This window comes from Variovorax sp. Varisp41, from assembly GCF_047325085.1.
Lineage (GTDB): Bacteria > Pseudomonadota > Gammaproteobacteria > Burkholderiales > Burkholderiaceae_C > Variovorax.
In genome coordinates this window covers 1,557,671-1,581,929 of record NZ_CP168541.1, presented here as the reverse complement: position 1 = coordinate 1,581,929, position 24,259 = coordinate 1,557,671, and the positions used below count along the sequence as shown (strand labels likewise).

The 24,259-nt window shown below is 63.6% G+C and carries 26 protein-coding genes and 2 pseudogenes; 12 read left to right on the top strand and 16 right to left on the bottom strand.

Annotated elements, in window-relative coordinates; genetic code table 11:
- The first annotated feature begins 57 nt into the window (after positions 1–57).
- The 4 genes and pseudogenes from ACEN9J_RS38680 to ACEN9J_RS38665 all read left to right on the top strand — a co-directional run bounded on the left by ACEN9J_RS38680 (position 58) and on the right by ACEN9J_RS38665 (position 1,677).
- Positions 58–210: a hypothetical protein gene (locus tag ACEN9J_RS38680; protein ID WP_413765058.1), complete on the top strand. Its 153-nt coding sequence runs from the start codon at positions 58–60 to the stop codon at positions 208–210.
- A complete protein-coding gene (locus tag ACEN9J_RS38675; RefSeq protein ID WP_413765714.1) occupies positions 146–436 on the top strand; it encodes a transposase domain-containing protein in 291 nt (96 codons plus the stop codon). The genes ACEN9J_RS38680 and ACEN9J_RS38675 overlap by 65 nt, the downstream gene beginning before the upstream one ends.
- Positions 437–469: 33 nt before the next feature.
- A pseudogene (tnpC, locus tag ACEN9J_RS38670) lies at positions 470–1,461 on the top strand (IS66 family transposase); the annotation flags it as partial.
- Positions 1,447–1,677, top strand: coding sequence for a transposase domain-containing protein (locus ACEN9J_RS38665; RefSeq protein ID WP_413765713.1), 231 nt, complete (start codon positions 1,447–1,449; stop codon positions 1,675–1,677). The pseudogene tnpC and the gene ACEN9J_RS38665, both read left to right, overlap by 15 nt.
- On the opposite strand, the gene ACEN9J_RS38660 is transcribed toward ACEN9J_RS38665, so the two are convergent.
- The 7 genes from ACEN9J_RS38660 to ACEN9J_RS38630 all read right to left on the bottom strand — a co-directional run bounded on the left by ACEN9J_RS38660 (position 1,589) and on the right by ACEN9J_RS38630 (position 6,493).
- A complete protein-coding gene (locus ACEN9J_RS38660) occupies positions 1,589–1,822 on the bottom strand; it encodes a hypothetical protein (RefSeq protein ID WP_413765057.1) in 234 nt (77 codons plus the stop codon). The genes ACEN9J_RS38665 and ACEN9J_RS38660 overlap by 89 nt on opposite strands.
- 28 nt (positions 1,823–1,850) lie before the next feature.
- Complete coding sequence (locus ACEN9J_RS38655; RefSeq protein WP_413765056.1) at positions 1,851–2,630, bottom strand: Cj0069 family protein; 780 nt, start codon at positions 2,628–2,630, stop codon at positions 1,851–1,853.
- A 25-nt stretch (positions 2,631–2,655) separates the two neighbouring features.
- Positions 2,656–4,011, bottom strand: coding sequence for a chromate efflux transporter (chrA, locus tag ACEN9J_RS38650; protein ID WP_413765055.1), 1,356 nt, complete (start codon positions 4,009–4,011; stop codon positions 2,656–2,658).
- A 463-nt stretch (positions 4,012–4,474) separates the two neighbouring features.
- A complete protein-coding gene (locus ACEN9J_RS38645; RefSeq protein ID WP_413765054.1) occupies positions 4,475–4,885 on the bottom strand; it encodes an Hsp20/alpha crystallin family protein in 411 nt (136 codons plus the stop codon).
- A gap of 35 nt (positions 4,886–4,920) precedes the next feature.
- Complete coding sequence (locus tag ACEN9J_RS38640) at positions 4,921–5,358, bottom strand: Hsp20/alpha crystallin family protein (protein ID WP_413765053.1); 438 nt, start codon at positions 5,356–5,358, stop codon at positions 4,921–4,923.
- 298 nt (positions 5,359–5,656) lie between these two features.
- A complete protein-coding gene (locus ACEN9J_RS38635) occupies positions 5,657–5,962 on the bottom strand; it encodes a hypothetical protein (RefSeq protein ID WP_413765052.1) in 306 nt (101 codons plus the stop codon).
- A 198-nt stretch (positions 5,963–6,160) separates the two neighbouring features.
- A complete protein-coding gene (locus tag ACEN9J_RS38630; protein WP_413765051.1) occupies positions 6,161–6,493 on the bottom strand; it encodes a hypothetical protein in 333 nt (110 codons plus the stop codon).
- 603 nt (positions 6,494–7,096) lie between these two features.
- Between ACEN9J_RS38630 and ACEN9J_RS38625 the strand changes: the two genes are divergently transcribed.
- Entirely contained in the window at positions 7,097–7,345 is a 249-nt protein-coding gene (locus tag ACEN9J_RS38625; protein WP_413765050.1) for a hypothetical protein, read from the top strand.
- A gap of 898 nt (positions 7,346–8,243) precedes the next feature.
- On the opposite strand, the gene ACEN9J_RS38620 is transcribed toward ACEN9J_RS38625, so the two are convergent.
- From ACEN9J_RS38620 to ACEN9J_RS38600, 5 genes are all read right to left on the bottom strand, one after another.
- Positions 8,244–8,549 carry a hypothetical protein gene (locus tag ACEN9J_RS38620; RefSeq protein ID WP_413765049.1) on the bottom strand — a complete coding sequence of 102 codons (306 nt, stop codon included), beginning with the start codon at positions 8,547–8,549 and terminating at the stop codon, positions 8,244–8,246.
- 299 nt (positions 8,550–8,848) lie between these two features.
- Complete coding sequence (locus ACEN9J_RS38615; protein WP_296723157.1) at positions 8,849–9,055, bottom strand: hypothetical protein; 207 nt, start codon at positions 9,053–9,055, stop codon at positions 8,849–8,851.
- 121 nt (positions 9,056–9,176) lie between these two features.
- On the bottom strand, positions 9,177–9,386 hold the full coding sequence (locus tag ACEN9J_RS38610) for a hypothetical protein (RefSeq protein ID WP_296723158.1): 210 nt from the start codon (positions 9,384–9,386) through the stop codon (positions 9,177–9,179).
- Between the two features lie 465 nt (positions 9,387–9,851).
- Positions 9,852–11,486, bottom strand: coding sequence for a histidine kinase famiy protein (locus ACEN9J_RS38605; RefSeq protein WP_296723159.1), 1,635 nt, complete (start codon positions 11,484–11,486; stop codon positions 9,852–9,854).
- A gap of 269 nt (positions 11,487–11,755) precedes the next feature.
- Positions 11,756–12,955: a cation:proton antiporter gene (locus ACEN9J_RS38600; protein ID WP_413765048.1), complete on the bottom strand. Its 1,200-nt coding sequence runs from the start codon at positions 12,953–12,955 to the stop codon at positions 11,756–11,758.
- Between the two features lie 1,260 nt (positions 12,956–14,215).
- Here ACEN9J_RS38600 and ACEN9J_RS38595 point away from each other — a divergent pair.
- Positions 14,216–14,547: pseudogene (locus tag ACEN9J_RS38595) on the top strand (acyl-CoA dehydrogenase family protein); the annotation flags it as partial.
- Between the two features lie 226 nt (positions 14,548–14,773).
- Positions 14,774–15,055, top strand: coding sequence for a DUF6351 family protein (locus ACEN9J_RS38590; RefSeq protein ID WP_296723165.1), 282 nt, complete (start codon positions 14,774–14,776; stop codon positions 15,053–15,055).
- 58 nt (positions 15,056–15,113) lie between these two features.
- Here the strand turns inward: ACEN9J_RS38590 and ACEN9J_RS38585 are convergent, their stop codons facing one another.
- The 3 genes from ACEN9J_RS38585 to ACEN9J_RS38575 form a co-directional block, all read right to left on the bottom strand.
- Positions 15,114–16,076, bottom strand: a complete 963-nt coding sequence (locus tag ACEN9J_RS38585) for a 3-hydroxyacyl-CoA dehydrogenase (RefSeq protein WP_413765047.1) — start codon at positions 16,074–16,076, stop codon at positions 15,114–15,116.
- Positions 16,077–16,154: 78 nt separating this feature from the next.
- Positions 16,155–17,384, bottom strand: coding sequence for a Rieske 2Fe-2S domain-containing protein (locus ACEN9J_RS38580; protein WP_413765046.1), 1,230 nt, complete (start codon positions 17,382–17,384; stop codon positions 16,155–16,157).
- Positions 17,385–17,540: 156 nt separating this feature from the next.
- Positions 17,541–18,053 carry a MarR family winged helix-turn-helix transcriptional regulator gene (locus tag ACEN9J_RS38575; protein WP_413765045.1) on the bottom strand — a complete coding sequence of 171 codons (513 nt, stop codon included), beginning with the start codon at positions 18,051–18,053 and terminating at the stop codon, positions 17,541–17,543.
- A 222-nt stretch (positions 18,054–18,275) separates the two neighbouring features.
- On the opposite strand from ACEN9J_RS38575, the gene ACEN9J_RS38570 reads away from it, so the two are divergent.
- The 5 genes from ACEN9J_RS38570 to ACEN9J_RS38550 all read left to right on the top strand — a co-directional run bounded on the left by ACEN9J_RS38570 (position 18,276) and on the right by ACEN9J_RS38550 (position 23,352).
- Complete coding sequence (locus ACEN9J_RS38570; RefSeq protein ID WP_296723173.1) at positions 18,276–19,244, top strand: Bug family tripartite tricarboxylate transporter substrate binding protein; 969 nt, start codon at positions 18,276–18,278, stop codon at positions 19,242–19,244.
- 99 nt (positions 19,245–19,343) lie between these two features.
- Positions 19,344–19,913, top strand: a complete 570-nt coding sequence (locus ACEN9J_RS38565) for a MarR family winged helix-turn-helix transcriptional regulator (protein ID WP_172705342.1) — start codon at positions 19,344–19,346, stop codon at positions 19,911–19,913.
- 33 nt (positions 19,914–19,946) lie between these two features.
- The gene (locus ACEN9J_RS38560; protein WP_261205983.1) at positions 19,947–21,230 is read left to right on the top strand and encodes a Rieske 2Fe-2S domain-containing protein; all 1,284 of its coding nucleotides are present in this window, start codon (positions 19,947–19,949) and stop codon (positions 21,228–21,230) included.
- Between the two features lie 82 nt (positions 21,231–21,312).
- Entirely contained in the window at positions 21,313–22,338 is a 1,026-nt protein-coding gene (locus ACEN9J_RS38555) for a Bug family tripartite tricarboxylate transporter substrate binding protein (protein ID WP_413765044.1), read from the top strand.
- Positions 22,339–22,383: 45 nt separating this feature from the next.
- Entirely contained in the window at positions 22,384–23,352 is a 969-nt protein-coding gene (locus ACEN9J_RS38550) for a PDR/VanB family oxidoreductase (RefSeq protein WP_413765043.1), read from the top strand.
- A gap of 238 nt (positions 23,353–23,590) precedes the next feature.
- Here the strand turns inward: ACEN9J_RS38550 and ACEN9J_RS38545 are convergent, their stop codons facing one another.
- On the bottom strand, positions 23,591–24,205 hold the full coding sequence (locus tag ACEN9J_RS38545; RefSeq protein WP_296723183.1) for a TetR/AcrR family transcriptional regulator: 615 nt from the start codon (positions 24,203–24,205) through the stop codon (positions 23,591–23,593).
- Positions 24,206–24,259 lie beyond the last annotated feature (54 nt).

Genomic DNA, 24,259 nt, shown 5'->3' with positions numbered 1-24,259 from the left:
TCCGTTGTGGTATCTGCGGATGGCGTGTGGGCATGGTTGCCGGCACGATCACTGTCCGTGATCGCCGACGACATCGACACACTGGACCCACAGGAGCTTCGCGAGAGGCTGCGCAAGGTCGACGCGCAGTTGGTTCCAGAAGTCGATCATCGACAAGCTCACGCACGAGAACGCGATCCTCAAGCGACTGAAGTTCGCCGCCAAGAGTGAAGCTTACAACGCCGAGCAAAAGAGCTTGCTCGAGGAGACGCTGGACACCGATCTGGCCGCCGTCGCTGCGGAGATCGAAGCACTGCATGCAGCGAGGACGTCCCCTGCCGAGAAGCAACAACCCAAGCGCGAGAAGCTGCCGGCGAACCTGCCGCGCCGCGAGGTCCACCACGAGCCCGAGAACACCACCTGCGGGTGCGGCGAGCCGCTGCAGCGCATCGGCTAGGACATCGCCGAGAAGCTCGACTACCAGCCGGGCGTGTTCACGGTCGAGCGCCACATCCGCGGCAAGTGGGTGTGCAGGTGCTGCGAGAAGATCACCCAAGCGCCGGTGCCGGCTCACGTCATCGACAAGGGGATGCCCACCACCGGCCTGCTGGCGCAGGTGCTGGTGGCCAAGTACCTGGATCATCTACCGCTGTACCGGCAGGAAGCGATCTTCGAGCGCGCGGGCCACGTCATCGCCCGCTCGACGCTGGCCCAGTGGGTGGGTGAGTGCGGCACACAGCTGCAGCCGCTGGTGGATGCACTGGCAGCACAGCTGCTGCGACACGACGTGCTGCATGCTGACGGACCCCTGTGGCAATGCTCAAGCCCGGAGCGGGAAAGACGCACCGGGCCTACCTGTGGAGCTACTGCACGACGCAATTCAACCCGGTCCAGGGCGTCGTGTTCGACTTCGCCGACACCCGTGGTGGACAGCACGTGCGCGACTTCCTGAAGCTGAGCGCAGCCGGTGTCAAGCCGAGGTGGCAGGGCAAGCTCGTCACCGATGACTTCAGCGGCTACAAGGCCTGCTTCGAACTCGGGGTGACTGAGGTCGGGTGCATGGCACATGCGCGGCGCAAGTTCCACGAACTGTGGGCCAACCACGGCAGCCTGGTCGGCGAACAGGCGCTGAAGTTCTTCGGTCCACTGTATGACGTCGAGCGCGAGGTGGCGCGGGCTGATAGCGGCAGCAGGCTCGAACTGCGACGACTGCGATCAAGGCCGGTGGCCGATGCGTTGCATCAGTGGATGCGCCAGCAGCGCCAGAAGATCCCCGACGGATCGGCGACCGCCAAAGCGATCGACTACAGCCTCAAGCGCTGGGATGCGCTCACGCGCTTCCTCGAAGATGGAGACCTGCCGATCGACAACAACTGGGTAGAAAACCGGATCCGGCCGGTCGCGCTCGGCCGCCAGAACTGGCTGTTTGCTGGATCCCTGCGCGCCGGCAAGCGCGCCGCGGCGATCATGAGCCTGATCCAGTCGGCCAAGCTGAATGGGCATGAACCGTATGCCTACATCCGCGATGTACTTGAGCGGCTGCCTGCGCAGCCAGCAAGGCGCATCAGCGAACTGCTGCCCCACACCAATGGCAGCCACGGGTCCGCCACTAGCGCCGGCCCGCGTCCTTCAAGGCCTCAGCCATGGCCGACACGATTGGCCCAACTGCAGATGGCGGAAACGGGGACACGCTACTGACGTTGATCTCGCACAGGACGTAGCGCTCTGGCTCTTCGGGTGACGGTTCTCCGAACATGAAGTCGCAGTCCCACAGTAGCGGCAAGTGCTCACGGTGCAAGCCGACACGTTGCCGCAGGAGTTCGACCCACTGGGTCTCCAGCATGCGGCGCAGGTATTGGAGCTGCGGCAGGTCAGCCGGGTAGTACAGGCGGGGCCCGGCAGGTGGCGCGGGTTCTCCGTCTTGCCCCGGGGTACAGCGCATTGACGGCCTGGTGCCCGAATCCACCGACGCGATCCCCAACGAGATAGGCACGCACCATCCCCTCTATCAAGCGCGGCTGCCATGCCTGGTCAATCATGTGGCCACCGTTCGCCGTCTCGAAATACGGCGCCATGCGTTGCAGCAAGGCAGGCATGTCCAAGACTTCTTCCTCACTGCCACGCTGGGCGTGCCGCACCCGCAGTTGCGTCGAATCCGCGATGGCCTCGACCCGCCATACGCCTATGCCACTGTGGCCGCGATGCTGTTTGAGTACCCGCGCTCCCGTGCGCAGCCGTCCGGGTAGTTCTGTTGCAAGTCGATCGAGTGAATCCACGCGCACCACGTCGCTGCCAAAGGGCAAGTCGCGCACGTCCAGCAGCACGTCTTTGGTGCCCAGCCGCAGGATGGCATCCGGGTGCGCGCTCACCAAAACACCTCGCTGTGCGACCTCCCTGAGCATCGCATCGAGCTGATCACGTCTGCGCCCACTCTCGGCAGGGTTGTGCCAGACAAGCACCCCGTCAACGCGGTGCAACTGGGTCGCGACTTCGTCCGCAAAGTCGTCGTGGTACACGGCGGGCCCCGCGGCGATGCCAGCGGCCTTGAAGGCGTCGAACAAGGCGGCGAAGCGGCTCTCGCGCGAGTCGGCACGATCACGCATCGCGCGGTCGCCGGGGTAGAGCAACGCTACGGTAGTCGGGCGTTCCATCAGCATCTCCTGTATCGGCACAAGCTCAGTGCGGCAGCAGCGTGACCGCCAGCCCCACCACCGCGCAGGCCGCCAGCAGCGGCATGATGCCCAGCTTGAACCGGAACAGGGCTACGGCTGCTGCTACGGCGATAGCGGCGGCCGCCGCGTCGAAGCGCTCCGTGAAGCCCTGCGGCCACACGACGTGGTAGACGAAGAAAAGCGCCAGATTCAGGATCACGCCCACGACTGCGGCCGTGATCGCCGCCAGCGGCGCGGTGAAGCCCAGTCGGTTGTGCGTGGCCTCGATCAGGGGGCCACCGGCCAGGATGAACACGAAGGACGGCAGGAAAGTGAAGAAGGTCACTACCGTTGCTGCGGCCACCCCACTCGCGAACGGCCCCCAGGGCCCCAGTGCCTGATGCAGCCAGCCACCTACGAAGCCGACGAAGGCCACCACCATGATGAGCGGCCCGGGCGTCGTCTCGCCCAGGGCAAGACCGTCCATCATCTGCGGCCCGGAAAGCCAGTGGTACTGCTCCACGGCGCCTTGGTACACGTAGGGCAGGACCGCATAGGCGCCGCCGAAGGTCAGCAGCGCGGCCTTGGTGAAAAACAGACCCATCTGCGTCAAGGTCTGATCCCATCCCTGAAACATCACCAGCCCGGCAACAGCGGCCACCCAAAGGCCCACACCGCCCGCGAGCACCTTGGCCAGGAAGGCCGGCGACCAGCGCGCATGAGCCGGCGTGGGAGTGTCGTCATCAATCCGCGCTGCGCCATAGTGCTTCTCGACAGATCCATGTCCCCCGCCCAGGGCGAAAACACCGGGCACCCAGCGGGAACCGAGCCAGCCGATCAGCGCCGCCACCGCCACGACGGCGGGGAACGGGGTATCGAAAGCGAAGATGGCGATGAATGCAGCAGCGGCGATGCCCCACATCCAACGGTTCTTCAGCGCACGGCTGCCGATGCGATGGGCCGCGTGCAGCACCAGTGCCGCCACCGCCGGCTTGATGCCATAGAAGATGCCCGCCACCGCTGGCACGTGGCCAAAGCGCATGTACACCCACGACAGCGCGATGAGGATGAAAAGCGAGGGCAGCACGAACAAGGCGCCGGCGATGATGCCGCCCGCAGTTCGGTGCATGAGCCAGCCAATATAGGTCGCCAGTTGCTGCGCCTCGGGGCCCGGAAGCAGCATGCAGTAGTTGAGCGCGTGAAGGAAGCGCTTGTCGCTGATCCAGCGACGCTGCTCGACGAGCTCGGTGTGCATGATGGCGATCTGCCCGGCCGGGCCGCCGAAGCTGATGAAGCCCAGCTTGAGCCAGAAGCGGAACGCTTCAGCGAAAGTGACAGGCGCGGGGGCCTGGGAAGACGGTTCGGGCAAGGCGGTGTCCACGGACGAAGCTCCGGCAAGGTCACCAGCGCTTGGACGGACACCGTCTACCCCGAAAGGCCGGGAGGCTGTGTTCCCGATGGCGTGATCGTAACAGCCTCGTCGAGGCTGGCGGCCTTAGCCATGCAGTCCCTTGCAATCAAGCGGACAAATCCCGCCGGCCGTCAATGTGAGTTCGCCGGACGCTTACCCATGTAGCCCCGATGCCCAGAAAAAATTGGCAGTGGTGCGCGATCGTCGTCGGCAAGCCTGGTGGTCGCTTACCAGAAGGTCGTGGCCCCTGGCTGGAAGGCGTCACGCCACGGGTTGCCGTCGGGCGCGCTATCGTGGCCGCTCGATACGGCGGCGGGGTGCACGACTAAATGGGCGGCCTTAGAGAACAGACTCAGAAAATTCTCGAATTGAGTCAGCGACGGTAGCCGAACGCATTGCGATGACTGCGTTCGGCTACAAGCCTTGCGGCCGGTTATGCGACCTGCACGTCGATGCGCCGCGGCTGCGCATGCTCGGCCTTCGGAATACGAAGCTTCAGCACGCCCTGTGCGAGTTCCGCCGACACATTCTCGGTATCCAGCTCCTTGCTCAACGTGAAAACACGTCTAAACCGTGCCAAGCCAACTTCGGTATGTTGGGAAGTCAAGCCGTCCGGCACGGTCAGGTCGGACTCGGCCTCGATCGTCAGCGTGTCCGCTTCGACATGCAGGTTCAGCTTCTCGCGACTCACGCCGGGCAGATCTGCGAATAGGGTGATGCCGTTTGCATCCTCGACAACGTCCACCGGAGGCGTTAGCGCAGCGTCGCTGTAGCGCGACCGATCCTGCGAGGTAGGACCGCCACGCGCGGCGTTGCTGTGGGTGGCTCGGACATCGTTCGACATGACATATCTCCTTTCTCGGTTGGCGACCTGTGGGGTTACTGGATGGCGATGCGGCGCGGCTGTGCAGAGGCGCGGCGCTGCACCGTGATGTGCAACACGCCATCGCGCAGCTTTGCGTCGACAGCTTCCGGATCGGCGTCATCGGGCAACGTCAGCACGCGGCGGAAGCGTCCGTCGAAGCGCTCGTTGATGTGCACGGCCGCTTTGGCCTGTGCATCGGGCAGCGGGCTCTTGCGCTCGCCTGCGATGGTCAGCAAACCACGTTCCAGATTGACTTCGAGCGTGGAAGGATCAACGCCTGGCGAGAAGGCGTAGATCTCGATGGTCTTGGGCGTACCGCCGACATTGAGAGCAGGAAACCCGTTGCGGGCTAAGCCGCGAATGGTGGGTGACAGATCGAAGGCCTGCTGCACGTCGCGCTGCAGGCGATCCATCTCCGCGAAAACGTCACGAGGAAAAAGGGATCGGTACATAGCGAAAACCTCCATTCAAGTGTTGAACGGAGCGCCGGAGGCGTCTCCAGCGCTTCCGGTGAGTGACATAGCGATTCAGCACAGAGATTCAAGAGGCAAAAAAAGCTATCCGGAGCTTAAGCGCGATTGCTACGCGTAGGGCAGACAGCACTATCGGCGCCTCCAATCGCAACGAGCCGCCAGCCGTGCTGCGTGATTGCGCCGGCCTAGCAGCCCGGGGGGCCCGGCTTTACGCTGTGTTCACATGCTGACGTGGGCGGCGGCCTCAATGCCGACGGTCGATGAAAAAACTGCGGAGCTATTCACACCATTTGGACTGTTTCGGACTGTCCTGTGCAGGCTTTTTTACGCTCGCGGCACTCCGAACCCGGAGCCGAACAGCCCGCCCCTTCCGCTTGCGCGGTGGCGCTTCCGGATCCTCTTCGCGCGGCCCGACCGCAAGGTCTTCGATCATCCCCTGCAGTTGCACCAGGCCAGCCGCCATGGCTGCGCCGTAGGTCTTCTCGGAGTCCCGCTGCTCGTCAACCGCGAACCATTTCCCGTCGGGCGTGAGCTCCGCCATGCGCCAACGGTACGCCTTGTTGGCGGACTGGATCACGGTCACCGCTAGGTGGCGGAGGGGCTGCCTGCCTCTATCTTCCCGTGCGGCACGCGCGCCAACCGTCAGAAGCTGGCTCGTGATGCGTGCTCTCCGGCCCGCCCTGGGCGCTCCGAGCCTGCCGTGCCACTACCTTATCCGTGACCAGTCTTCAAACGCGAGCGCCTTGGACGCGAGCCCTTTGGGCTGCGGATCGCCAGTGCTCTACTGCATCCTGGTTGGCGCGGCCCGCGCACTAGGTGGCCGCGGGGGCCACCGATGCTTCGTGAAAATTCGCGGCATGCGTTTCCGCCACAGGGGTGGAGGAGCTTCGGGGTAATCGAGCTTGGCCAGTTCTTCCCGCCCCTTCTGCGTGACCGCCAGTACCTGGGCAGCCAGACCGTCACCCGAAAGCGTGAGCGGATTGGAGGGTGCAGGGATCAGCGCCACGACGAGTCCGGCCGCCCTGAGGATCCGTACTTCATCGATGTCTTCGGTTCGATAGAACGAGACCGGCAGGCGGGAACTCGCGATCTGCCGCAGCAAGTTCATGGTCATAGAAGCCTCCTTTTCGGTTGACCAAAACTTCGACGATGATCAATCTAGGAGCGGCTGCGGAAACTTTCAAGACCCAGTTGCCCAGCAGGTCCCAATCGAGCGTTGCGCCCAAAAAAGAGCCCGGCACGCGGCCGGGCTGAGGTTTACAGCAAGGTGCTACGGCAGGAGCCGCAGCGTGGGAAATGTAGGACTTGCGCCTTTTGAGACGTGTCGGACAAGCTTGACTTTTCGTGCTCAGCGGACTGACCTGCTCTATATGAAAAGACATAGAACAGATCTCTAAAATTCCAGCATGCTCTTTCCAAAAGAAGGGCCATCGCTATAGTTGCCTGGGCGGCGGCCTGCGAGCGGCTCCGGGTGGCGCTCACCCCTCCTGCTGGGTATCCAATACCGACAGGAGCGGACATCGAGGCCGCGTTCACGAACGCGGCCGAGCGGCTGCACACACTTCGAGCTCTCACGACGACGCCGGACGAGTGAGCAGCCAGCCCAAAGAGGCTAGGCCAGGGGTACGCGTAACGCGTCGCGGAGTTTGCCTACAAGGTTGAGCCGGAGACCATTCGACACTTTTGCCCCGTCGAAAACTTCATGCCTACGTCTCCGATGGCCCTCCATCTTCTTTCGTTAATTGCAAAGCGCTCAGTCCCCTGCGTGATCACGGATGGCGGAGAACTTCGCCTTCTCTCGAAACTGGTGTTCGCCGGGCTGGTCGAAGCTCAGTTTGACCCCGACGACCAAGGGGCTCTCCGGCGCAGCAGCGCGCAGACCGCGACCGTTACCGCGATCACCCCGGCCGGGCGCAAAGCCTTGGACGAGATGCAAACGCCTGCCTTCCGCCGCGGGGCGAGCTGATGGAAATCAGGCTCCACAAGGAGCGATGCCCTCGACCGACACAAGGACCAGCGGGGCGACCTATGGCGCAGGCTTTGGTGAGGAGCGCCGCCTGCTCCCGTGATCAGGCGGGGGCGGCGCGAGCAGCGAATCTCAGGGCGGTTCATCTCGTAGGATCTCTCGCGCTCGAGCCCAGATGCCAGTTTCATTGAGGGGATGGGTCGCTGGCCGCGCTCTCGTTTTGTTCCGACCAAAGCGCCACCCACAGCCTCCCCGATCGGCTTTCAACGGCGCCAACGCTTCCGCATCGACACCGCCAGGATCGTTCTGGGCCTCGATGACGGCCGCTTCGGCAACTGCCCACTCAGCATAGCGTTGCGCGAGAAAGGGATTCGGCATCATTGAACTCCGGTCTGCCAGGCGACCGATCATCGCGATCCGACGGAACTGCGCCCAAGTTGCCACGACCCACGTTGAAAGTGGGCGAGACCGAGGTCCGTGCGCCAACGAGCGCGGCGTACCTCTCATCGGCTATAGCCTTCATCAGACTGAACTTTTCCTCCCACTCGGTGGAGTGCTCCGATGGCCACTGATCCAGAGCCTCGTACAGATCCGCCTCCGCAGCGGTCCACGCTCCGAACAGCTTCTCAAACATCCCGCCCGCCATTCGCATCCTTCTGAGTCAAATTGGCGAGGCGAGAATCTAAAAGAGCTAGGTCAGTGTGTGATGTAGGAAGTCACCGCATGCAGCGCTCTCAGCCTCTAAGAGCGACGCACCCCGAGCGGAAGGTTCCCCATCGTTACTCGCACCAGGACCGCCCATCCTCTCGCCTCGATCAAGAGGAGCACGACTCGGTATGCAATGCGGGGTTCGCATCAGAGCCCCCGCGCTACTGCAGTCCCTCGTTGCGAGCGCTTCTCAGATGCTCGCGCCCGTGGCCGAGTCCGGACGAAATCGCTTCGGAAGCCAGATCTCGGTGCCGACTGGAACGTCAGCCTTCGACGCGCTCGGCAGGACGCAGGTCCAGCGAGGCTCGACAAGTGGCGGAGAGAAAAAAGAACGCTCGATCCTGAGCGTCGCCGTGGCGACTTCCCCGTCGGGCAGACGCAGTTCGACCTGAGGCGCGTCTGGCCCAGCGTACTCGTCAATTTTCGGGCAGGGAACGACGACCAACCCGCGTCCGGAAATCTGAAAAGAGTCTTCGACTGTCAAAAGTTTGCGCATCGCTGACACCTCGATTGCAGGTCCCAAACTCCCCTCGCGCAAATCATAGCGAGCCGAGTCGTTTGCTGCCCTAGCGCCGTTCACGTCTCGCGCGACCGTCCGAGTGCCCCCTCGCCGGTGCCCACGGCGGAGGTGCAACTCACTTCCAGCCCAACGCAGCGCCCTCACAAAGGACCCGCTCCATCGCTCGCGCTCCGGCGGCCTGGCCAGTTCAACTGACCAAAGGCGACGCCGTCCACGATGCGCTCGGGTAAGCATCAGCCACAGTCAGCCCACCTGCGCGAAGGGCCGGCGCGCACTCAAAAGCCCTCACGCTTGCCGCCGTCAGTGGGTTCAGGCAGAACAGGGGGGTTTGTCTCACCCCATAGTTCCGCCAGCAGCTGATTGGCAAGCTCGCGAAGGTGATCAACCTCGTCGTGGCCGAGCGGGCCATGCCTGTCCATGGCTTCATAGACTTTGGCCTCAGCTTCGGCCCAGGCGTCATAACGCTTGTTGAACGACCCCATCGATGAAAGCTCCTAGGAGAACGCGTCACACCCGATTGGCTTAGCCGATCTCGACACCACGGATGCGGGAAGAGGCGAAGGCCGGTGCTATTTTGGCAGCGGCCCGCTCTCTGCGGGTTGGTCAGTGATGAACGCGGACCGGACCGTCCGCTGAGGCGAGGATTCCAGCGGACCATAAGTCCATGAATCGCTTATTAGCCTCAAGCTTGAGGGCTGCAACTTCGTCCAACAGGCCTATAGGGGCGTCCGGCCCAAGTTGACGCAGCAGATCGTGGATCGTCGTCTCCGATGCCGCCCAAGCGGCAAACAGGCCTTCATCGAATCGAGCCATGTCTCCTCCTTCTCCTGGGGTTACTGCTGAAGTAGCAGTTTTTCTGCCCGTAGCGGCGATGCTAAAGGGTTGAGCCGAATTTCGTGTCAGAGACTTGCCCGAAAATACCTTGGCGCGTGCTCGCCTTCTCCAGACTCAACACGCTGGCCCATGGGACCGGTAAGACGTCAGGAACGGCGCGGCCTTTTGCTTCGCCACGAACCCTGGAGGCTTGCAAGCAACTCACGCCCGGCGGGGGTGATTGCAGTGACGGTCGCGTCGAGGTCTCCACGGTAGAGGTCAGAACGCCCGGAAGCGAAATGGAAGTCGGCCTCTATCAGCCCCGCACACACGAGTTTCGATACCGTCTAAGCGTTCGACGCGCCGTCGATCCTGAGCGGGAGGGCACTTGATGCCAGCACCTTGAGCAACGAAATCGGCATCATGCAGACGAACAACGAAGACTGGTCGAGCTCGTCCGTTCCCCTATTTCGCCGGGCCGACGCCGGTCGGTCCGTCAAGCACATCGCGCACACGCCGAGCCAAATCGAGGAGCCGGTACGGCTTCTTGATGAGTTCAAACTCCGACGGCGCAGCCGCCTCATACGAGCTCAGGTCGCGGTCGAATCCACTGGTAAGAAGGATCCGCATTGAAGGCGACACCTTCTGTATTTCTCTGGCGAGCATGTACCCGTTCATCTTGCCAGGCATCATCACGTCGCTGAACAACAGGTCGATCTGATCTGCGCCGATTTCTTCGACTTTTTTCAGCGCCGACTCCCCATCCTCCGCGATGTGGACCGTGTACCCAAGGCCTTCCAACATACCCTGTGCAACCGCTGCGACCTCCTCGCGATCCTCGACGAGGAGGATCGTTTCATCTCCGCCACGCATCGTCGAACGCGTAGGCGAAGTGATGTCGACCGAAAGCGCGGAAGCGGCGGTCGGAAAGTACATGCAAATCGTCGTGCCCGAGCCGATCTTCGATTCGATCGACGTGGCACCACCAGACTGCTTCACGAAACCGTAGACCATCGACAAGCCAAGCCCGGTGCCCTTGCCTTCTGCCTTGGTCGTGAAGAACGGGTCCATGACCCTCGGCAACATCGCCGGATCGATCCCTTCACCCTCATCGGACACGCACAGAGATGCGTAAGTCCCGGGCGCCAGAATGTCCGGCCCTGTGCCGGCATTCGAGGCGACGACCACCTGCCGCGTCCGCAAGGTGATCGTGCCACCATTGGGCATTGCATCTCGCGAGTTCACCAGCACGTTGAGAATCGCCACTTCGAGCTGTGTCGTGTCGATCTCGATGTTCCCCGCATCGTCAGCCAGGTCGAAGTCGATTCTGATCGACTCACCGAGCGTTCGCGCAGCGAGTTCGGACATGCCGCGCGCGACCGCATTCAGGCTGACGACCCGACCGCGCAGACGTTGACGGCGAGAGAAAGCGAGCAACTGCTGCGTCAGATTCGAAGCCTTCGAGATGGCCGACCTCAGATTCTCGACGCCGAGACGCATGCTCTGCTCATCCAACGCGCCCTTGTCCAGCCTCACGGCAAGAATATCCAGGTGGCCTGACATGACCTGCAGAAGGTTGTTGAAATCGTGCGAGATGCCGCCGGTGAGCTGACCAAGCGCCTCCATCTTTTGTGCCTGCGCCAACGCATCCTCGGCGTCTCGTCTGCGGCTGACATCGAGCTGCGAGGCAAAGAAGTAAATCAGCTGACCAGTCGGATCGTATACAGGAGAGATGAAGAGCGCATTCCAAAAGCTGGTCCCGTCCTTGCGATAGTTCAATATCTCGATATTGATCTGCTTGCGCGCAAGAACTGCTTCCCGAATGGCAGCAACCGATGCGCGATCGGTAGCCGCGCCCTGCAAGAATCGGCAGTTATTGCCGATGATTTCTTCCATGGAATAGCCAACCATGGCGACAAATGCCCTGTTGGCAAAGACAATTGGATTGTCTTCTTGCCGCGGGTCAGTCACCAGCATTGGCATCCGCGTCGTCTCGATTGCGGCAAAGAAAATGTCGTCTTTGTGGTCTCGAAACTCGTTCGGACCTCCTTCCGCACGAACGCTTGTGGATGTAAAAGACGGCTTCTCAGGAATTTCCATGGATTGTATTCTCAGGGCTATCGCCCACATGACCCGTCAATTTTCCCCGATTCTTTCGAAGGAAAATCCGTAATGTGAGTAACGGACAAAGCCATGCACTATGCGCGCGTTTACGCGCTTCTTGAATGTCAAAAGACATACAGAGCTGGTTTTCTGGACGTCGCACGTACCAATGGTCTACACGGCGGTGTTCAGAGGACAGCGTAGACGTTGCTGTGTCAGCACCTCGAGCGCCCTGGAGAGCAGCGATCGTCGCCTAAAATCTCGATTCAGCGTGAGCGCAGGACAAGCTCTCTCATGCGCTGCAGCTTTGGCGACGCGACCGGCACAGTCAGCATCGTGCTTGCCACCGCCATGATCAGCAGCGCCGTGAACGTCGCGTTGGTGATGATCGCCTTGTCCAGCAGCACGTTGGCGAAGATGATCATGATGAGGGCTTTGGTCTGCAGCAGCCACCCGATCAGGGAAGCTTCGCCCGGTTGCCAGCGCAGCAGCCGCCCGGCCAGGCGAAGCCCGATCAGTTTTCCGGCCACCGAAGCAACCAGCAGCATTGCCGCCACGAGGAAGACCGCGGCGCCACCAACCTGCCAATTGGTTCGCAGGCCGGTGCTCAGGAAGAACACCGGCATGATCACCAACAGCACGTTGTGACGCAGCCAGTCCATCTGCTGCTGGTCAAACCAGTCCGCGTCCATCACTGCGCCGGCGATAAAGGCACCCACCATATAGTGCAGGCCCGACCAGTCGGCGCCGAGCCCACAGGCTGCCAGCCAGATCAGCCCGGCGTACCAGCGATCGCGCTCCGGGACGCGGATCATCAGCCGGCGGAACAGGATCGAAGCAACGGCGAAGACTGCCAGGAAGCCCGCCTGCCTGCCGACCCGTTCCCAGTCCATGAGGATCAGCGCCAAGACGCCCCAGATGGCGATGTCGTCCAGGCTCGCGTAGCGCAGGATGCGCTGGCCTATCGGCTGACGCAGGATCTGCAGCTTCTCCATTAGCAGGATCAGGATGGGCAGGGCCGTCACTGCGCACGACATGCCGATGCCCAGCACGAACTGCCAGGACGTGCCACGGGCGCCCATCCAGCCCGGGTAGGGCAGCAAGGCAAGCGCTGCCACGGCACCGAAGGCCAACGGCACGCCGAGCGCCAAGCCTGCCGTGATGCCGCTTTCTCGGCGGTGCACCCAAGCCTTGCGCAAGTCGAGCTCGATGCCCGCGATCCAGACGAACATCATGACGGCCCATTGGGCGATGGCGTTGAGCGACTGGATCACCGGCCCGTTGAAGACGAACATGTAGTAGTCCGGAAGCGCCGTGCCCAGCACGCCCGGCCCCAACACGATCCCAGCAATGATCTGCACCACGACGAGAGGTGCGAAGTACTCGGTACGCCCCAGGCGCCAAACGAGGTACGGCACCGAGAAGATGATCAACATCGCGACGAGGAAGATCTCGGAGGTAGTCATTCAAGCAACGTTGAAGAGAAGGGCGGAAGTGCAGGAGCCAGCGATCTCGGCGGCGCGAAGCAGCTCCATTGAGCTGTGTTCAATCGTAAGTCGAGCTGTTGGGGCATCCGAAAGCAAGGGTAACCAAAATTCAGAAGTGCCACTGCGCAGATCTGGTTCTCGAAGGCGCGATCCTAGTAACGGGCAGAACCCATAGGTGCCCTTGTGCTTTCCATATGGCTAAGCGTTGCTCGAACGAAGACGCTGGGGGTGTTCTCCCGACGAGGCCATTTTCCGGCCCGTGTCCCTCGCCGATCAACTCTGCGAAGCACTCTCAGTCTTTTGGAGGCCGCGCAGATTCATGGCGGCCAGGCAAACCTGGAGCGCAATAAGCGCCCAAGCGTGTGAATATAGGTCCCAGATAACCTAAAGGGCGTTACTCGCGAGAAATACCCAGAACCCAGTATTGCGCTAGTCCTTCGCATTCGATGCAACCAGCTAAACGGCGCCGACCGAGGCGACGAACGCGGCCCATTTCACCCAGGATATTCAGTCCATGGCTCAGTTCGCGGAAGTCGCCGGCTGATTCGCCACAACCGGGCAGTTCTCGATCCACGCGAGGCATTGCTCGCGCAACAGGTCGATCGAGGCGAGCGCATTGCACGCGGTTCGAAGATCGGCAGCTCACAATGACGTTTGCCCTCACGATGGATTTGCGCGGTGCCGAAGAAGGCGGCGCGCGCCGGCACCGGCACCGGCACCGGCATAAGACTATAGTGAAATTCCCATTCCTGATAACGCTCGGAATGCGACAGCGCATCGCGCCCGCCACCGCTTAAAGCGGGCATCTTTGGCTGTTTTCTCAGAACGAACGAATGGAAGGACGGTGAGTTCATCAAAGACATTTCGGATGGGGCGGATAAGGGCGAAGTTGGAATCGAACTTCCGAGTCAAGACTTCCAACCTGTTGGAAAAGCATAGTCGGCGGCCTTCGCCACGGATGTCGGAAAGGATGCCGACAGGCGCAGGCCGGATCTAGAAGAGCAAATTCTTGTTCTGTACTCGGAGGCATGCGTAAACCGAAGCGTGAGCCTTCGGTTCCCTCAGGGCTCGCCCCTCCGCCATAGGCGGTCGTAACCTAGCATCCATGTGTTTCTGGGCCGTTTGCTTCTTTGTGCTCCATGAGGTGTTGGCTCCCGTGGAAGCTGACTGCTGAAATCTGCGCTCCAGCCCGGTGGGCGGTGAAAGCGTCAGTACGTAGGGGAACAGCCACCCTGCTATCCAGTCGGCCACTCGATCGATGCGAGCGCGGCGATCATCCCTAACTCCGACGTGAAACGCACGCTGATGACCATACGTGCCTACACCGAAGGCAGCCGTGCAATGCCATCGTGGACGCCGCGGCCCAGGAAACCGCGCGGCACCATCCCGATGTCGGCGCGCGCAAACACAACCAGGCCTTTTCCGATTCATGATGTCGCTGGTCAAGCGGCTACGGCACCGAGATGAGCCTGGAGATCACCTCGCTAGGCATGCAGGTGCATGGCTGCATGGGCTTCATCGAGGAGACCGGCGCAGCGCAGCACTACCGTGACGCGAAGATCCTCAAGATCCGCGCGCCTTGCAGCGCCTGGGCTTGATCGCGCCTTTCGTAACGGTGTTTGCCTCGACTACACGACTTCAATCCCTCTGCCTTTGACCGCTCCATGTCTTCGGGCCGGCCAAAGCCCGACAGAGCGATGGCGGGCCATCGACTGGCCTGCGGCAAGTTTCGCAGACGTACAGCGCCAACGCCGCCGACCTCGCCACCACCATCGGCGTCGAAGACGCGGCCTGCCCGTGAAGCAGCAGTCGTCGCCGCGCCAGGTGGCTGGCGGCCCACGCGCCGAGAGCATCTACAAGTGTCAGGTGAAGCCCTTGGACCTCGGCGACGCTACCGATGGCGGCGCGCGGTTCACCGATGATCAGAAGGCGCGGCTGGCAATCGTCTTCCCAGACAGCGTGTGCGACTGGGACAAACTCGGCGTCGGCCAAGTGCCGGTCACGCCCTGGCTAAGCTTCGCTGCCGGCCCTGGCGGCCGGCCCCTGGGCACGGCGCCCGTGTCAGTAGCAGTGCCTTGATGCGCATGGGCGTCGACACTGCCACTCGTTCAATATCGCCACGGCGCGCCGGACCGCGTCAGTCCGCGCCGTCGGCGACGAACTTTCGCTTCTGCGCCGCGAGTTGCATCAGGCAGCGGTCCCGCCACCCCGATCGCTCCGTAATCCGCGATAGCGGCAACCGGTCGCGGCGCTCTGCCTCCATCAGCCCGAGAGCCTCGGCATTCCAATCGAACGGTATGCTTTCCCGAGCGACGCGCTGGTAGGTCGGCCCGAACCGATCCGCGTAGTCGAGCAGACCGCCAGGCGCATTCAGGTCGATGGTTTCAAATGGCCCCATGAACGCCCACCGCATGCCCAGCCCATCCCGCATCACCGCATCGAGATCTTCCACCGAGGCATACCCCTGCTCGTGCAGCGACATCATTTCGTTGAGCACCGCGCCCTGAACACGGTTGACGAGAAAACCTTCGATCTCCTGGCGCAGGAGCACCGGCGACTGTCCGGCAGCCCGGTAGATACGCTGCGCGCACTCGACCGCCTCGCGCGAGGTCCAGGGGGCTGGACAGACTTCCACGAGAGGAACGACATGGGGCGGATTGATCGGGTGCCCGACGAGGCAACGATCACGATGCAACAGATCCTCGGTGAATCGCGAAGACGGAATCCACGAGGTCGAACTCGCGATGGGGACGCCCGGCGCCACCAGTTGGTCCAACTCCGAGAAGATCTGCCTCTTCGTCTCCAGCGTCTCTCTAACGTTCTCCTGCACGAAGATCGCTCCGTTCACGGCCTCCAGCAAGGAAGTGGTGGTCGAAATCCTTCGGACGATCGCCTCCGGGCTCTCCTCAAGAAGACCATAGCCATTCAGGTCCTCGAGGCTTTCTAGGACCGCTTGTTCGCAATCCTTCAAGGCCTGCGCCGACATGTCGTAGAGGCACACGTCGAAGCCCGATCGCGCGAATACGACCGCCCACGCGCGGCCGATCAGCCCCGCGCCAACGATGGCGATCCGGGAGTTCTCGTTGTTTCCATTCATCATGATCTTTGCTCATCGGCTGTTGCAATGCGGGCGAACGAGGCCCAGAGCGACGCGGCCATGCCGTCGTCGCCTCGAACCTCACTCGAAGTAGTTACCCGCTCGCACGATCACTCGTTGCGACTCGGGCCCGGTGCCCTCGGGAACGGCGCCTTCCTGGATCGCGCGGATCTGCCGGGTCAGGAGCCTCCTCAGCATCACGACGCCCTTGTCGCTCGTCGCGAGGTGCTCGTCGCTGTGGGCGGGGATGCTTCCCTGGCTGGACTGCGCTTCATAGTCGTCGGGAAACTGCTTGTGCTCCTGCTCGCTCATCTCCCACCACGTCTTGCCCTCGTGCGTCGCCATCCGCGAGCGGCGTGAATAGAGCGGTTCCTCGTTCTTCGGCACCCTGGCCACGCCGAACGAGCGGTGGTGATGGCTGTCGACGGGAACCAGCCACGCCACCTCGCGACCCTTGCCGGGCGTGAGCTCGATCGAGGGAACGATGCGCACGTTCGGAAGAAGGGTTTGCGTGATGCGCGTGAGCACGCCCGACTCGGTCTGGCGGACCGAGCGATACATCACGCCGTGGTCGCACAATTCCCACTCGACATTCGGCATGACGGCCATCTGCTGCCGGAACTGCACGCCGCTGAAGCGGGAGTGAAGGATCACGACATGGAAGGGATCCATCACGTTCTCGAAGTTCTGCAGCCAGCTGTAGGGCGCCACGGGGTTCTCGGCCGTTGTGCCGCCGCCGATGTAGAAGCTCTTATCCTCCTGCTGCAGTTCCTCGTCCGGGCCCAGCTCCTCCAGGACGTCATAGTGCGGCAAGGGGGGCATCGCGTCGAGCGGCCCCATGTAGGCGAACACCAGGCCGTAGCGCTCCTCCACCGGATACCAGGGCTGCCGGCACTTGTCGCGATGCTGTCCGCCGCCGGGCTCGCACGGCTGCTCGACGCATGCGCCGTCCACGGCGAACAGCCACCCGTGATAGCAGCAGCGGATCCCTTCGTCCTCCACCTTGCCGTAGTACAGCGAGCTGCCACGGTGCGCGCAATGCTCGTGCAGCAATCCCGCGCGACCCTTGCCATCACGAAAGAGGATCAGGTCCTCCCCCAGGATCTGCACCTTCGCCGGATCGCTCGTGACCTTGGCCGAGATCCCGACCGGATGCCAATAGCGGCGCATCAGCTCCCCGCACGGCGTTCCCGGCTCCACCAAGGTCAGGAAGTCGTCGGAACGCCCGGGTTGCTTGCCATAGCCACCGCCCTGCTGGCGCTTGCCGAGAAAAGCGATCGGTTGCTGACGAGGAGACGCGGTGTCGTTCATGGATGAGGGCTTGCGAAATGGACGCTGGCGACATTGCCTCGACCCCGTGATCGGGATCAATTAATTGCATTATGCAAATGATTATGTCGCCTCGCAAGTCGGCTTATGCCCGCGAAAAACGATGCGTCGTGCCCGCATGGCGCGAGCGCGGGCCCTTCAATCGTCTTCGCCTTGCCTCGTGGCCAGCACGCCTTGCGCGAGCGCCGCCACCTGCGCATCGATGCGTTCCAGGATGCTCTCGAGGCTGCGCACTTCCTGGCTGGTCAGCCCCGCGCGCAGGAAGAATTCGTTGGTCATCGCGCCCTGCTCGATCTCGTCGTAGATCGAGCGGCCACGCGGGGTCAGTTGAAGGCTGGCGCGCCGGCGGTCGGCGGGGTCCGCTTCGCGCGTGATCAGGCCCCGCTTCACCAGCAGATCGATTGAACGCACCACCCGATAGGGATCCGAGGAGGTCTTGGCGCCCAGTTCGCCCGCCGAAAGAGGCCCATAGCGAGCGATCACGGCCAACGAGCGCCAGGCCGGCATCGTGAGCTGGTGCTGTTCGACGTACTTGGCGGCCATCACCGCGCCGACGCGAGAGGCCACCAGGCCGAAACGGTAGGAGATCCAGTTCTCCAGGGGAAGCTTCTTCTTTGAGGCCATGACTGCCAGCGCGAGCTGCTTGAGCAAGGGTTTCCGAGGATAGCGCAGCGATCCGGTCGAGCGCGATCGCCCTGGACCGCCTCGCCAGTCCGTCCTGGGATGCCAAACACCGATTGCGGGCTTGGTTTTTTATTTTCATAATGCAAGTATCAAGGCGCGGTTTCGGGCCGAGACGGACCGGGACCGGATGCTTGGATGGATGGCGCCTTGCCGAGCAAGAGACAGAACATTCACAGGAGACAGACCCCCATGAAATACAGAAGCCGCTCTGCGCTCTTCCTGCTGCCGCTGGCGTTCGGCCCCTGGGCAGCCCGTGCGCAGGACCCCTGGCCCAATCATCCCGTCCGGCTGATCATTCCCTTTCCGCCGGGAGGGTCCACCGACTCGCAGGGCCGGCTGGTCGGCCAGCACCTCGGCGAACTCTGGAGACAGCCGGTCATCGCGGACAACAGGCCGGGGGCCGGGACCGTGCTGGCAACCAACACGGTGGCGAAGGCACAGCCCGACGGCTACACCCTCGGGATCGTGGTGTCCTCGCATGCCATCAATCCCACGCTGCGCCCGAACCTTCCCTACGACACCCTGAAGGATCTGCTGCCCATCTCGGAGATCGGCGTGCAGCACATCATCCTCGTGGCCAATCCATCGCTGCCGGCCAACAACCTGCAGGAGGTGCTCGAACTCGCGCGCAAGGATCCCGGCAAGCTCAGCTATGCCAGTCCCGGCAGCGGCACGGCCCATCACCTCGTGATGGAGCTTCTCAAGTCCAGGACCGGCGTGAACATCGTGCATGTCCCCTACCGCGGAGGCGCTCCCGCGCAGCAGGACGTAATGGGCGGGCAGGTGCCCCTGTTGATGGACACGTACTACGCCAGCGAGGCGCTCATCAAGGCCGGCAAGCTCAAGCCGATCGCCCTGTTCAGCCCGAAGCGGCCAGCCAGCGTGCCCGACATCCCCGTGGTCGCGGAGACGGTTCCCGATGTCTCGGCCACCAGCAGCGTCGGCCTGGTCGCGCCCGCGGGCACGCCCTCCGCCGTCATCGCCAGGATCAGTTCCGACATCGCGCGATCGGTGCGGACAAAGGCCTTCGCCGACCGCCTGCTGACGATGGGCCTCGACCCCGTGGGCTCCTCGCCGCAGGAGTACGACCAGCGGATCCGCGGCGACATCCTCAAGTGGGCGCCCGTGATCAAGGCGACCGGGGCCACGGCCGACTGAGCAGCGCCAACACGTGCATCGGGGGTCTGCCGAATTCATTGTTGACACATCAACGTTGATAGATCAACAATTAGCGTTTCGCAAGCTTCCGAACTCACCATGCCGGCCAAGAAAACGCCTTCCGCACCTCGGCGCGCCCAGCGCGCCAGCCCTCCCGCCAGGACGCAGGAGCGCAGACACGACGGCCATGACCCCGTCGTGGGACGGCCGGTGCCCGGGCTCGCCACCGACTTCATCGGCTGGCTGGTCACGAGCCTGTCCGTGCGATTGAGCCGCAGCGCTTCGAGCTACTACATGCAGCGCTGGGACATCGGGACCACCGAATACCGGCTGCTGCTGGCGCTGGGCGTCGAGCACGAATGCAGCGCCGCGTTCGTGGCCGCCGCCGCCGATGTCGACAAGGCTGCGGCCAGCCGAAGCCTCCAGGTCCTGAGCCAGCAGGGCCTGGTCGTTCTCGCCCGGCATGGGCGGGAGATGACGATCAGCCTGACCGAAACCGGGCGCTCGCTCTCGCAGGAGCTCTACAGCACCTCGCTGCAGCGCGAAACGCGCCTGACCCACGGCATGAGCGCGGCGCAGGTCAAGCGATTGCGCGCGGACCTGCACCAGCTGATCGAGAACCTGCCGCGGATGGGTGACGACAGCCTCGACGCCGATCCCGCGGACTGACTTCCTCCACTCCAAGACAACCCCACGCGAACCATGCTCAGCAAAGAAAACAACGACCTCCTGACCCGCACCGGCCCCGACACCCCCATGGGCCAACTGATGCGCTGCTTCTGGACACCGGCCATGACCGAGGCCGAAGTGCCGGCCGCCGACGAGGCGCCGGTGCGCCTGCAACTGCTCGGCGAAGCACTCGTGGTGTTCCGCGACACCGAAGGCCGGGTCGGCGTGCTAGACCAGCACTGCCCGCACCGCGGCGCCAGCCTCTTCTTCGGACGCAACGAGGAAGGCGGTGTTCGCTGCGTCTACCACGGCTGGAAGTTCGGCGTCGATGGCGAATGCCTCGACATGCCGACCGAGGCATCCGACAGCCCCATGCGATGCAAGGTGCGCGCGCGCGCCTACCCGGCGCGCATCGCCGGCGGCGTGCTCTGGGTCTACATGGGCGAGCCCGACAAGATGCCGCCACTGCCCGACTTCGAGTGGCTCGGACTGCCTTCCTCGCACGTCTACGTTTCGCGCTGGGAACAGGATTGCAACTATGCGCAAGCCATGGAAGGAGAGCTCGACAGCGCGCACGTGGGCTTCCTGCACAGCCTCGTCGACAAGACCCACGACGACGACCGCGCGCTGACGGGGCGCTTCTTCAAGAACGACAAGGCGCCGCTGTGGAAGATCGTGCCGACGCCTTCCGGCTTCCTGGCCTGCAATGGCCGTCGCGTCGACGAAAGCCAGCGCTACTGGCGCGTGAACCAGTTCCTGCTGCCGTTCTACACGATGATTCCGCCGCACCCCGCCGAAGCCCGGCTGGTGCGCATGTGGGTGCCGATGAACGACGAGCGCTGCTGGGTGCTGTGCGCCACCTTCCGGCCGGACCGTCCGCTGGAGGAGAAGGAGCTCACGGCCTGGCGCAACGGCGACTATGCGCACCGCCGGGTGATTCCCGGCACCACGCGTCCCACCGAGCGGCTGGACAACGACTACCTGATCGATCGGCAGCAGCAGAAGACTGTCTCCTTCACGGGCATCGCGGGCATCCGCGCGCAGGACGCGATGGTGTCGGAGTCGGCAGGTCCCATCGTGGACCGCACCCGGGAGCACCTGGGGAGCAGCGACCGTGCCGTGGTCGCGATGCGCCGCTCGCTCATGGAGGCAGCGCGCGCCTGCGTGGACGGCCAGCGGCCCGTCGGACCCGACCACCCGTACCTCTACGGCGTTCGCGCCACCCAGACGGTTCTGCCCGAAAGTCTCGATCCCACCGAGTCCGACGAGCTCATGGGCACCGCGCGTCCCAAGGATCTGCCAGCCGCCGCGGCCTGAGCCGGTTGCAAACAACGGCAGCACAAGAGGCGTCCACGCCCCGCTGCCCCGCCCCTACATGCCAAACACCAGGAGACCCACGATGAAATCCCCCCATGCCCGGTCCGGCGCGCGAGCGCTGATCCGTTCCATTGTTCTGGCCGGCCTCTTCAGCCTCGGCCTCGCGCAGAGCCAGGCGGCCGAGACCGATTACCCCAAGCAGCCGGTGAGCATCATCGTGCCCTTCGCACCCGGCGGCAGCCTCGATGCGACGGCGCGCGTCATCGCCGAGAAACTGCGCGACCTGCTCGGCCAGCCGGTGCTGGTGGTGAACCGCCCCGGCGCCGGCAGCGCCGTGGGAGCGCGCTACGTCGCCCAGGCCAAGCCGGACGGGTACACGCTGTTCATCGCCTCCGGTTCGGCCTTCGGCTTCCTGAACCTGATCGTTCCGAACTTCGAATACCAGCTGAAGGACTATGCCCCGCTGGGTGGCGTGGCCGTCTACACCTCGCTGTTCGCGACCAACGCGTCGGTGCAGGCCAAGACCCTGCCCGAACTGGTGAAGCTGTCGCACGAAAGGCCCGGTGGCCTGAGCTTCTGCACGACGGGCGTGAGCGGGCTGAACCACCTCCAGCTCGAGATGTTCAAGGGCCTGGTCAAGACGAAGACCGGGACCGCGCTCAACGTGATCCACGTGCCCTACAACGGCGTGGCACCGGCCCTCACCGCGCTGAAGGCCGGCGAGGTGCAGGCCTGCGCGCTGCCCTACAGCACCATCGTGCGCAACTTCGAGGGCAACGGCATCCACAACATCGCCGTGCAGCGCCATGAACGGCTCAAGGCCATGCCCCAGGTCGGCACGACGGGCGAGCAGGGCTACGCGGAGATGGACGACAACGAGCAGCTCGTGACCCTGTCGGCGCCCGCGGGCACGCCGGCACCGGTGATCGCCAAGCTCGAGTCCGCGCTGCAGACCACGATGAAGGACCCCGAGATCGTGAAGAAGCTCAACGACCTCGACGTGCAGCCCACCTTCGTGGGCTCCGCCGAGGCGCGCAAGTGGCTCGAGAAGGACGTCACCAAGTTCAGCAAGGTGATCAAGGCAGCCGGCCTGGCCGTGCAGCAGTAACGAGGAAGGATGACGAGGCCGCATCCGATGCGGCCTCGAATGGACATGCAGCAAACGACCACCGACATCCCCTCGCAGGCCGACGAGCTCCTGCGGGTTCAGGTGAGCGCCATGCGCCTGGAATCGCCCGACGTGCTCAGCATGGAGCTGAGCGGCGTCGATGGCCTGGAACTCCCCCCGGCGTCACCGGGCTCCCATGTCGACGTGCGCCTGCGCGATGGGCTGACCCGCCCGTACTCCGTCGTGCGTGGCGACGAAGGCATCTACGTGCTGGCCGTGAAGCGCGAGCCATCCGGCCAGGGTGGATCCGCCCATGTGCACGAGCGGCTTCGTGTCGGCGACGTGATCCGGGTCTCGGCGCCGCGCAATCATTTCGCCCTGGCCGACGACACGGGTCCCGCCGTGCTGATCGCGGGAGGCATCGGCATCACGCCGCTGCTTCCGATGGCGCGTGCGCTCGAGCGCGCGGGCCGTTCCTGGCGCCTGCACTATGCCGCGCGCGGTACCGCGGCGGCCCCTTTCGTGCGCGAGCTTCGACAGCTGGGCGACCGGGTCTGCCTGCACGACAGCGAGACCGCCGGACGCCTCGACCTGGCCACGCTGGTGGCGAAGGCGGAGCCCGGAGCGCATTTCTATTGCTGCGGTCCCGCGGGCATGCTGGATGCCTTCGCCGAGGCAACGCGGGATCTCGATCCGGCGCGCGTGCACATGGAACGCTTCGGCGCCGCCGCACTGCCCGCGGATGCGGGCAGCTTCGAGGTCCGGCTCGCGAAGAGCAATCGACGCGTGCTCGTGGGGCCGGACGTGAGCACCCTCGACGCATTGCTCGAGGCCGGCGTGGACGTGGACTACTCGTGCCGGCAAGGCATCTGCGGCGCCTGCGAGGTCCGCGTGCTCGAAGGCGTGCCGGACCACCGCGACGAGATCCTGACCGATGCCGAGCGGGCGAGCAACAGAACAATGATGGTCTGCTGCTCGCGAGCATGCAGTCCGACACTGGTACTCGACCTCTAACCGCCAGCCGTTTCGGCCGCCGCTACAACAAGCAGCTAGCCCACGCTGAATCACCTGTCGGTCTGATCACCGGTCGACGGAATCAAATTTGAACCAAAGGAACTGCAATGTCGATCGAGAGTCGGCGCTAGAAAAAGTCGAAGAAATCGGCGCAGATCGGATCGATCTTTCGAGGCCGGCCTCCTCGAGATACATCGTGATTTTTTGACCATTGGGGTCGGCCAGTAGTAGAAATCGATCATTGCTTGGTCCTAGGTTGAACGCGTTCGTTGCCTTCCAGCAGGGTCATCACCGGCCGCACCAGCCCTCGGAGCAGTTCCGGCTCGGGTCGGGAGCGCGCGAGAACGCGCAAGCCCATCAGCACGCTGAGCAACATGCGCGCAAGGTCCACTGCGGGCACGCCCGAATTGATCGTCCTCAGCGCCTGCCCCGCCCTCACGCAGCGAAGAAAGAAGCCCTCCATGTCGCGCAGGACGTCGGCCAGGACGGCCTGGAACTCCGGGTCGTGCGGTGCGAGTTCGAGCGCCGAGTTCACGATCAGGCAGCCCTTTCGCTGCGGATCGGCGAGCGACAGCTCGATGATCTCGTCGTAGAAGGCGCCGATCGCGTCTAGCGGTGCGAGCTGCGACTCGAAGCGCCTCACACGGTCACAGAAGCCTCGCTCAACATAGTGATCGAGTGCGCGCCGATAGAGAGTGCGCTTGTCGCCGAATGCGTTGTAGAGGCTCGGACCGGAGATGCCCATCGCATCGGCCAAGTCGCGCACGGAGGTTGCTTCGTAGCCTCGCGACCAGAAGCACTGGATGGCCACGTCGAGCGCGGCGGATTCATCGAATTCGCGAGGACGTGCCATAAGCAAGCAGCAGGTTTCGTGTTCGTGATGGAAAGGTATGCGTCGAGGATCGGG

Bases quoted from the DNA above. Each gene is read 5' to 3' on its own strand.
- ACEN9J_RS38625 (WP_413765050.1), top strand. From the start codon at position 7,097: ATGGCCCTCCATCTTCTTTCGTTAATTGCAAAGCGCTCAGTCCCCTGC.
- ACEN9J_RS38640 (WP_413765053.1), bottom strand. From the start codon at position 5,358: ATGTACCGATCCCTTTTTCCTCGTGACGTTTTCGCGGAGATGGATCGC.
- ACEN9J_RS38560 (WP_261205983.1), top strand. From the start codon at position 19,947: ATGCTCAGCAAAGAAAACAACGACCTCCTGACCCGCACCGGCCCCGAC.
- ACEN9J_RS38660 (WP_413765057.1), bottom strand. From the start codon at position 1,822: ATGCTGGAGACCCAGTGGGTCGAACTCCTGCGGCAACGTGTCGGCTTG.
- ACEN9J_RS38585 (WP_413765047.1), bottom strand. From the start codon at position 16,076: ATGATGAATGGAAACAACGAGAACTCCCGGATCGCCATCGTTGGCGCG.
- ACEN9J_RS38655 (WP_413765056.1), bottom strand. From the start codon at position 2,630: ATGGAACGCCCGACTACCGTAGCGTTGCTCTACCCCGGCGACCGCGCG.
- ACEN9J_RS38630 (WP_413765051.1), bottom strand. From the start codon at position 6,493: ATGACCATGAACTTGCTGCGGCAGATCGCGAGTTCCCGCCTGCCGGTC.
- ACEN9J_RS38615 (WP_296723157.1), bottom strand. From the start codon at position 9,055: ATGGGGTCGTTCAACAAGCGTTATGACGCCTGGGCCGAAGCTGAGGCC.
- ACEN9J_RS38645 (WP_413765054.1), bottom strand. From the start codon at position 4,885: ATGTCGAACGATGTCCGAGCCACCCACAGCAACGCCGCGCGTGGCGGT.
- ACEN9J_RS38550 (WP_413765043.1), top strand. From the start codon at position 22,384: ATGCAGCAAACGACCACCGACATCCCCTCGCAGGCCGACGAGCTCCTG.
- ACEN9J_RS38565 (WP_172705342.1), top strand. From the start codon at position 19,344: ATGCCGGCCAAGAAAACGCCTTCCGCACCTCGGCGCGCCCAGCGCGCC.
- ACEN9J_RS38600 (WP_413765048.1), bottom strand. From the start codon at position 12,955: ATGACTACCTCCGAGATCTTCCTCGTCGCGATGTTGATCATCTTCTCG.
- ACEN9J_RS38620 (WP_413765049.1), bottom strand. From the start codon at position 8,549: ATGCGCAAACTTTTGACAGTCGAAGACTCTTTTCAGATTTCCGGACGC.
- ACEN9J_RS38605 (WP_296723159.1), bottom strand. From the start codon at position 11,486: ATGGAAATTCCTGAGAAGCCGTCTTTTACATCCACAAGCGTTCGTGCG.
- ACEN9J_RS38610 (WP_296723158.1), bottom strand. From the start codon at position 9,386: ATGGCTCGATTCGATGAAGGCCTGTTTGCCGCTTGGGCGGCATCGGAG.
- ACEN9J_RS38545 (WP_296723183.1), bottom strand. From the start codon at position 24,205: ATGGCACGTCCTCGCGAATTCGATGAATCCGCCGCGCTCGACGTGGCC.
- ACEN9J_RS38665 (WP_413765713.1), top strand. From the start codon at position 1,447: ATGAGCCTGATCCAGTCGGCCAAGCTGAATGGGCATGAACCGTATGCC.
- ACEN9J_RS38580 (WP_413765046.1), bottom strand. From the start codon at position 17,384: ATGAACGACACCGCGTCTCCTCGTCAGCAACCGATCGCTTTTCTCGGC.
- ACEN9J_RS38570 (WP_296723173.1), top strand. From the start codon at position 18,276: ATGAAATACAGAAGCCGCTCTGCGCTCTTCCTGCTGCCGCTGGCGTTC.
- ACEN9J_RS38555 (WP_413765044.1), top strand. From the start codon at position 21,313: ATGAAATCCCCCCATGCCCGGTCCGGCGCGCGAGCGCTGATCCGTTCC.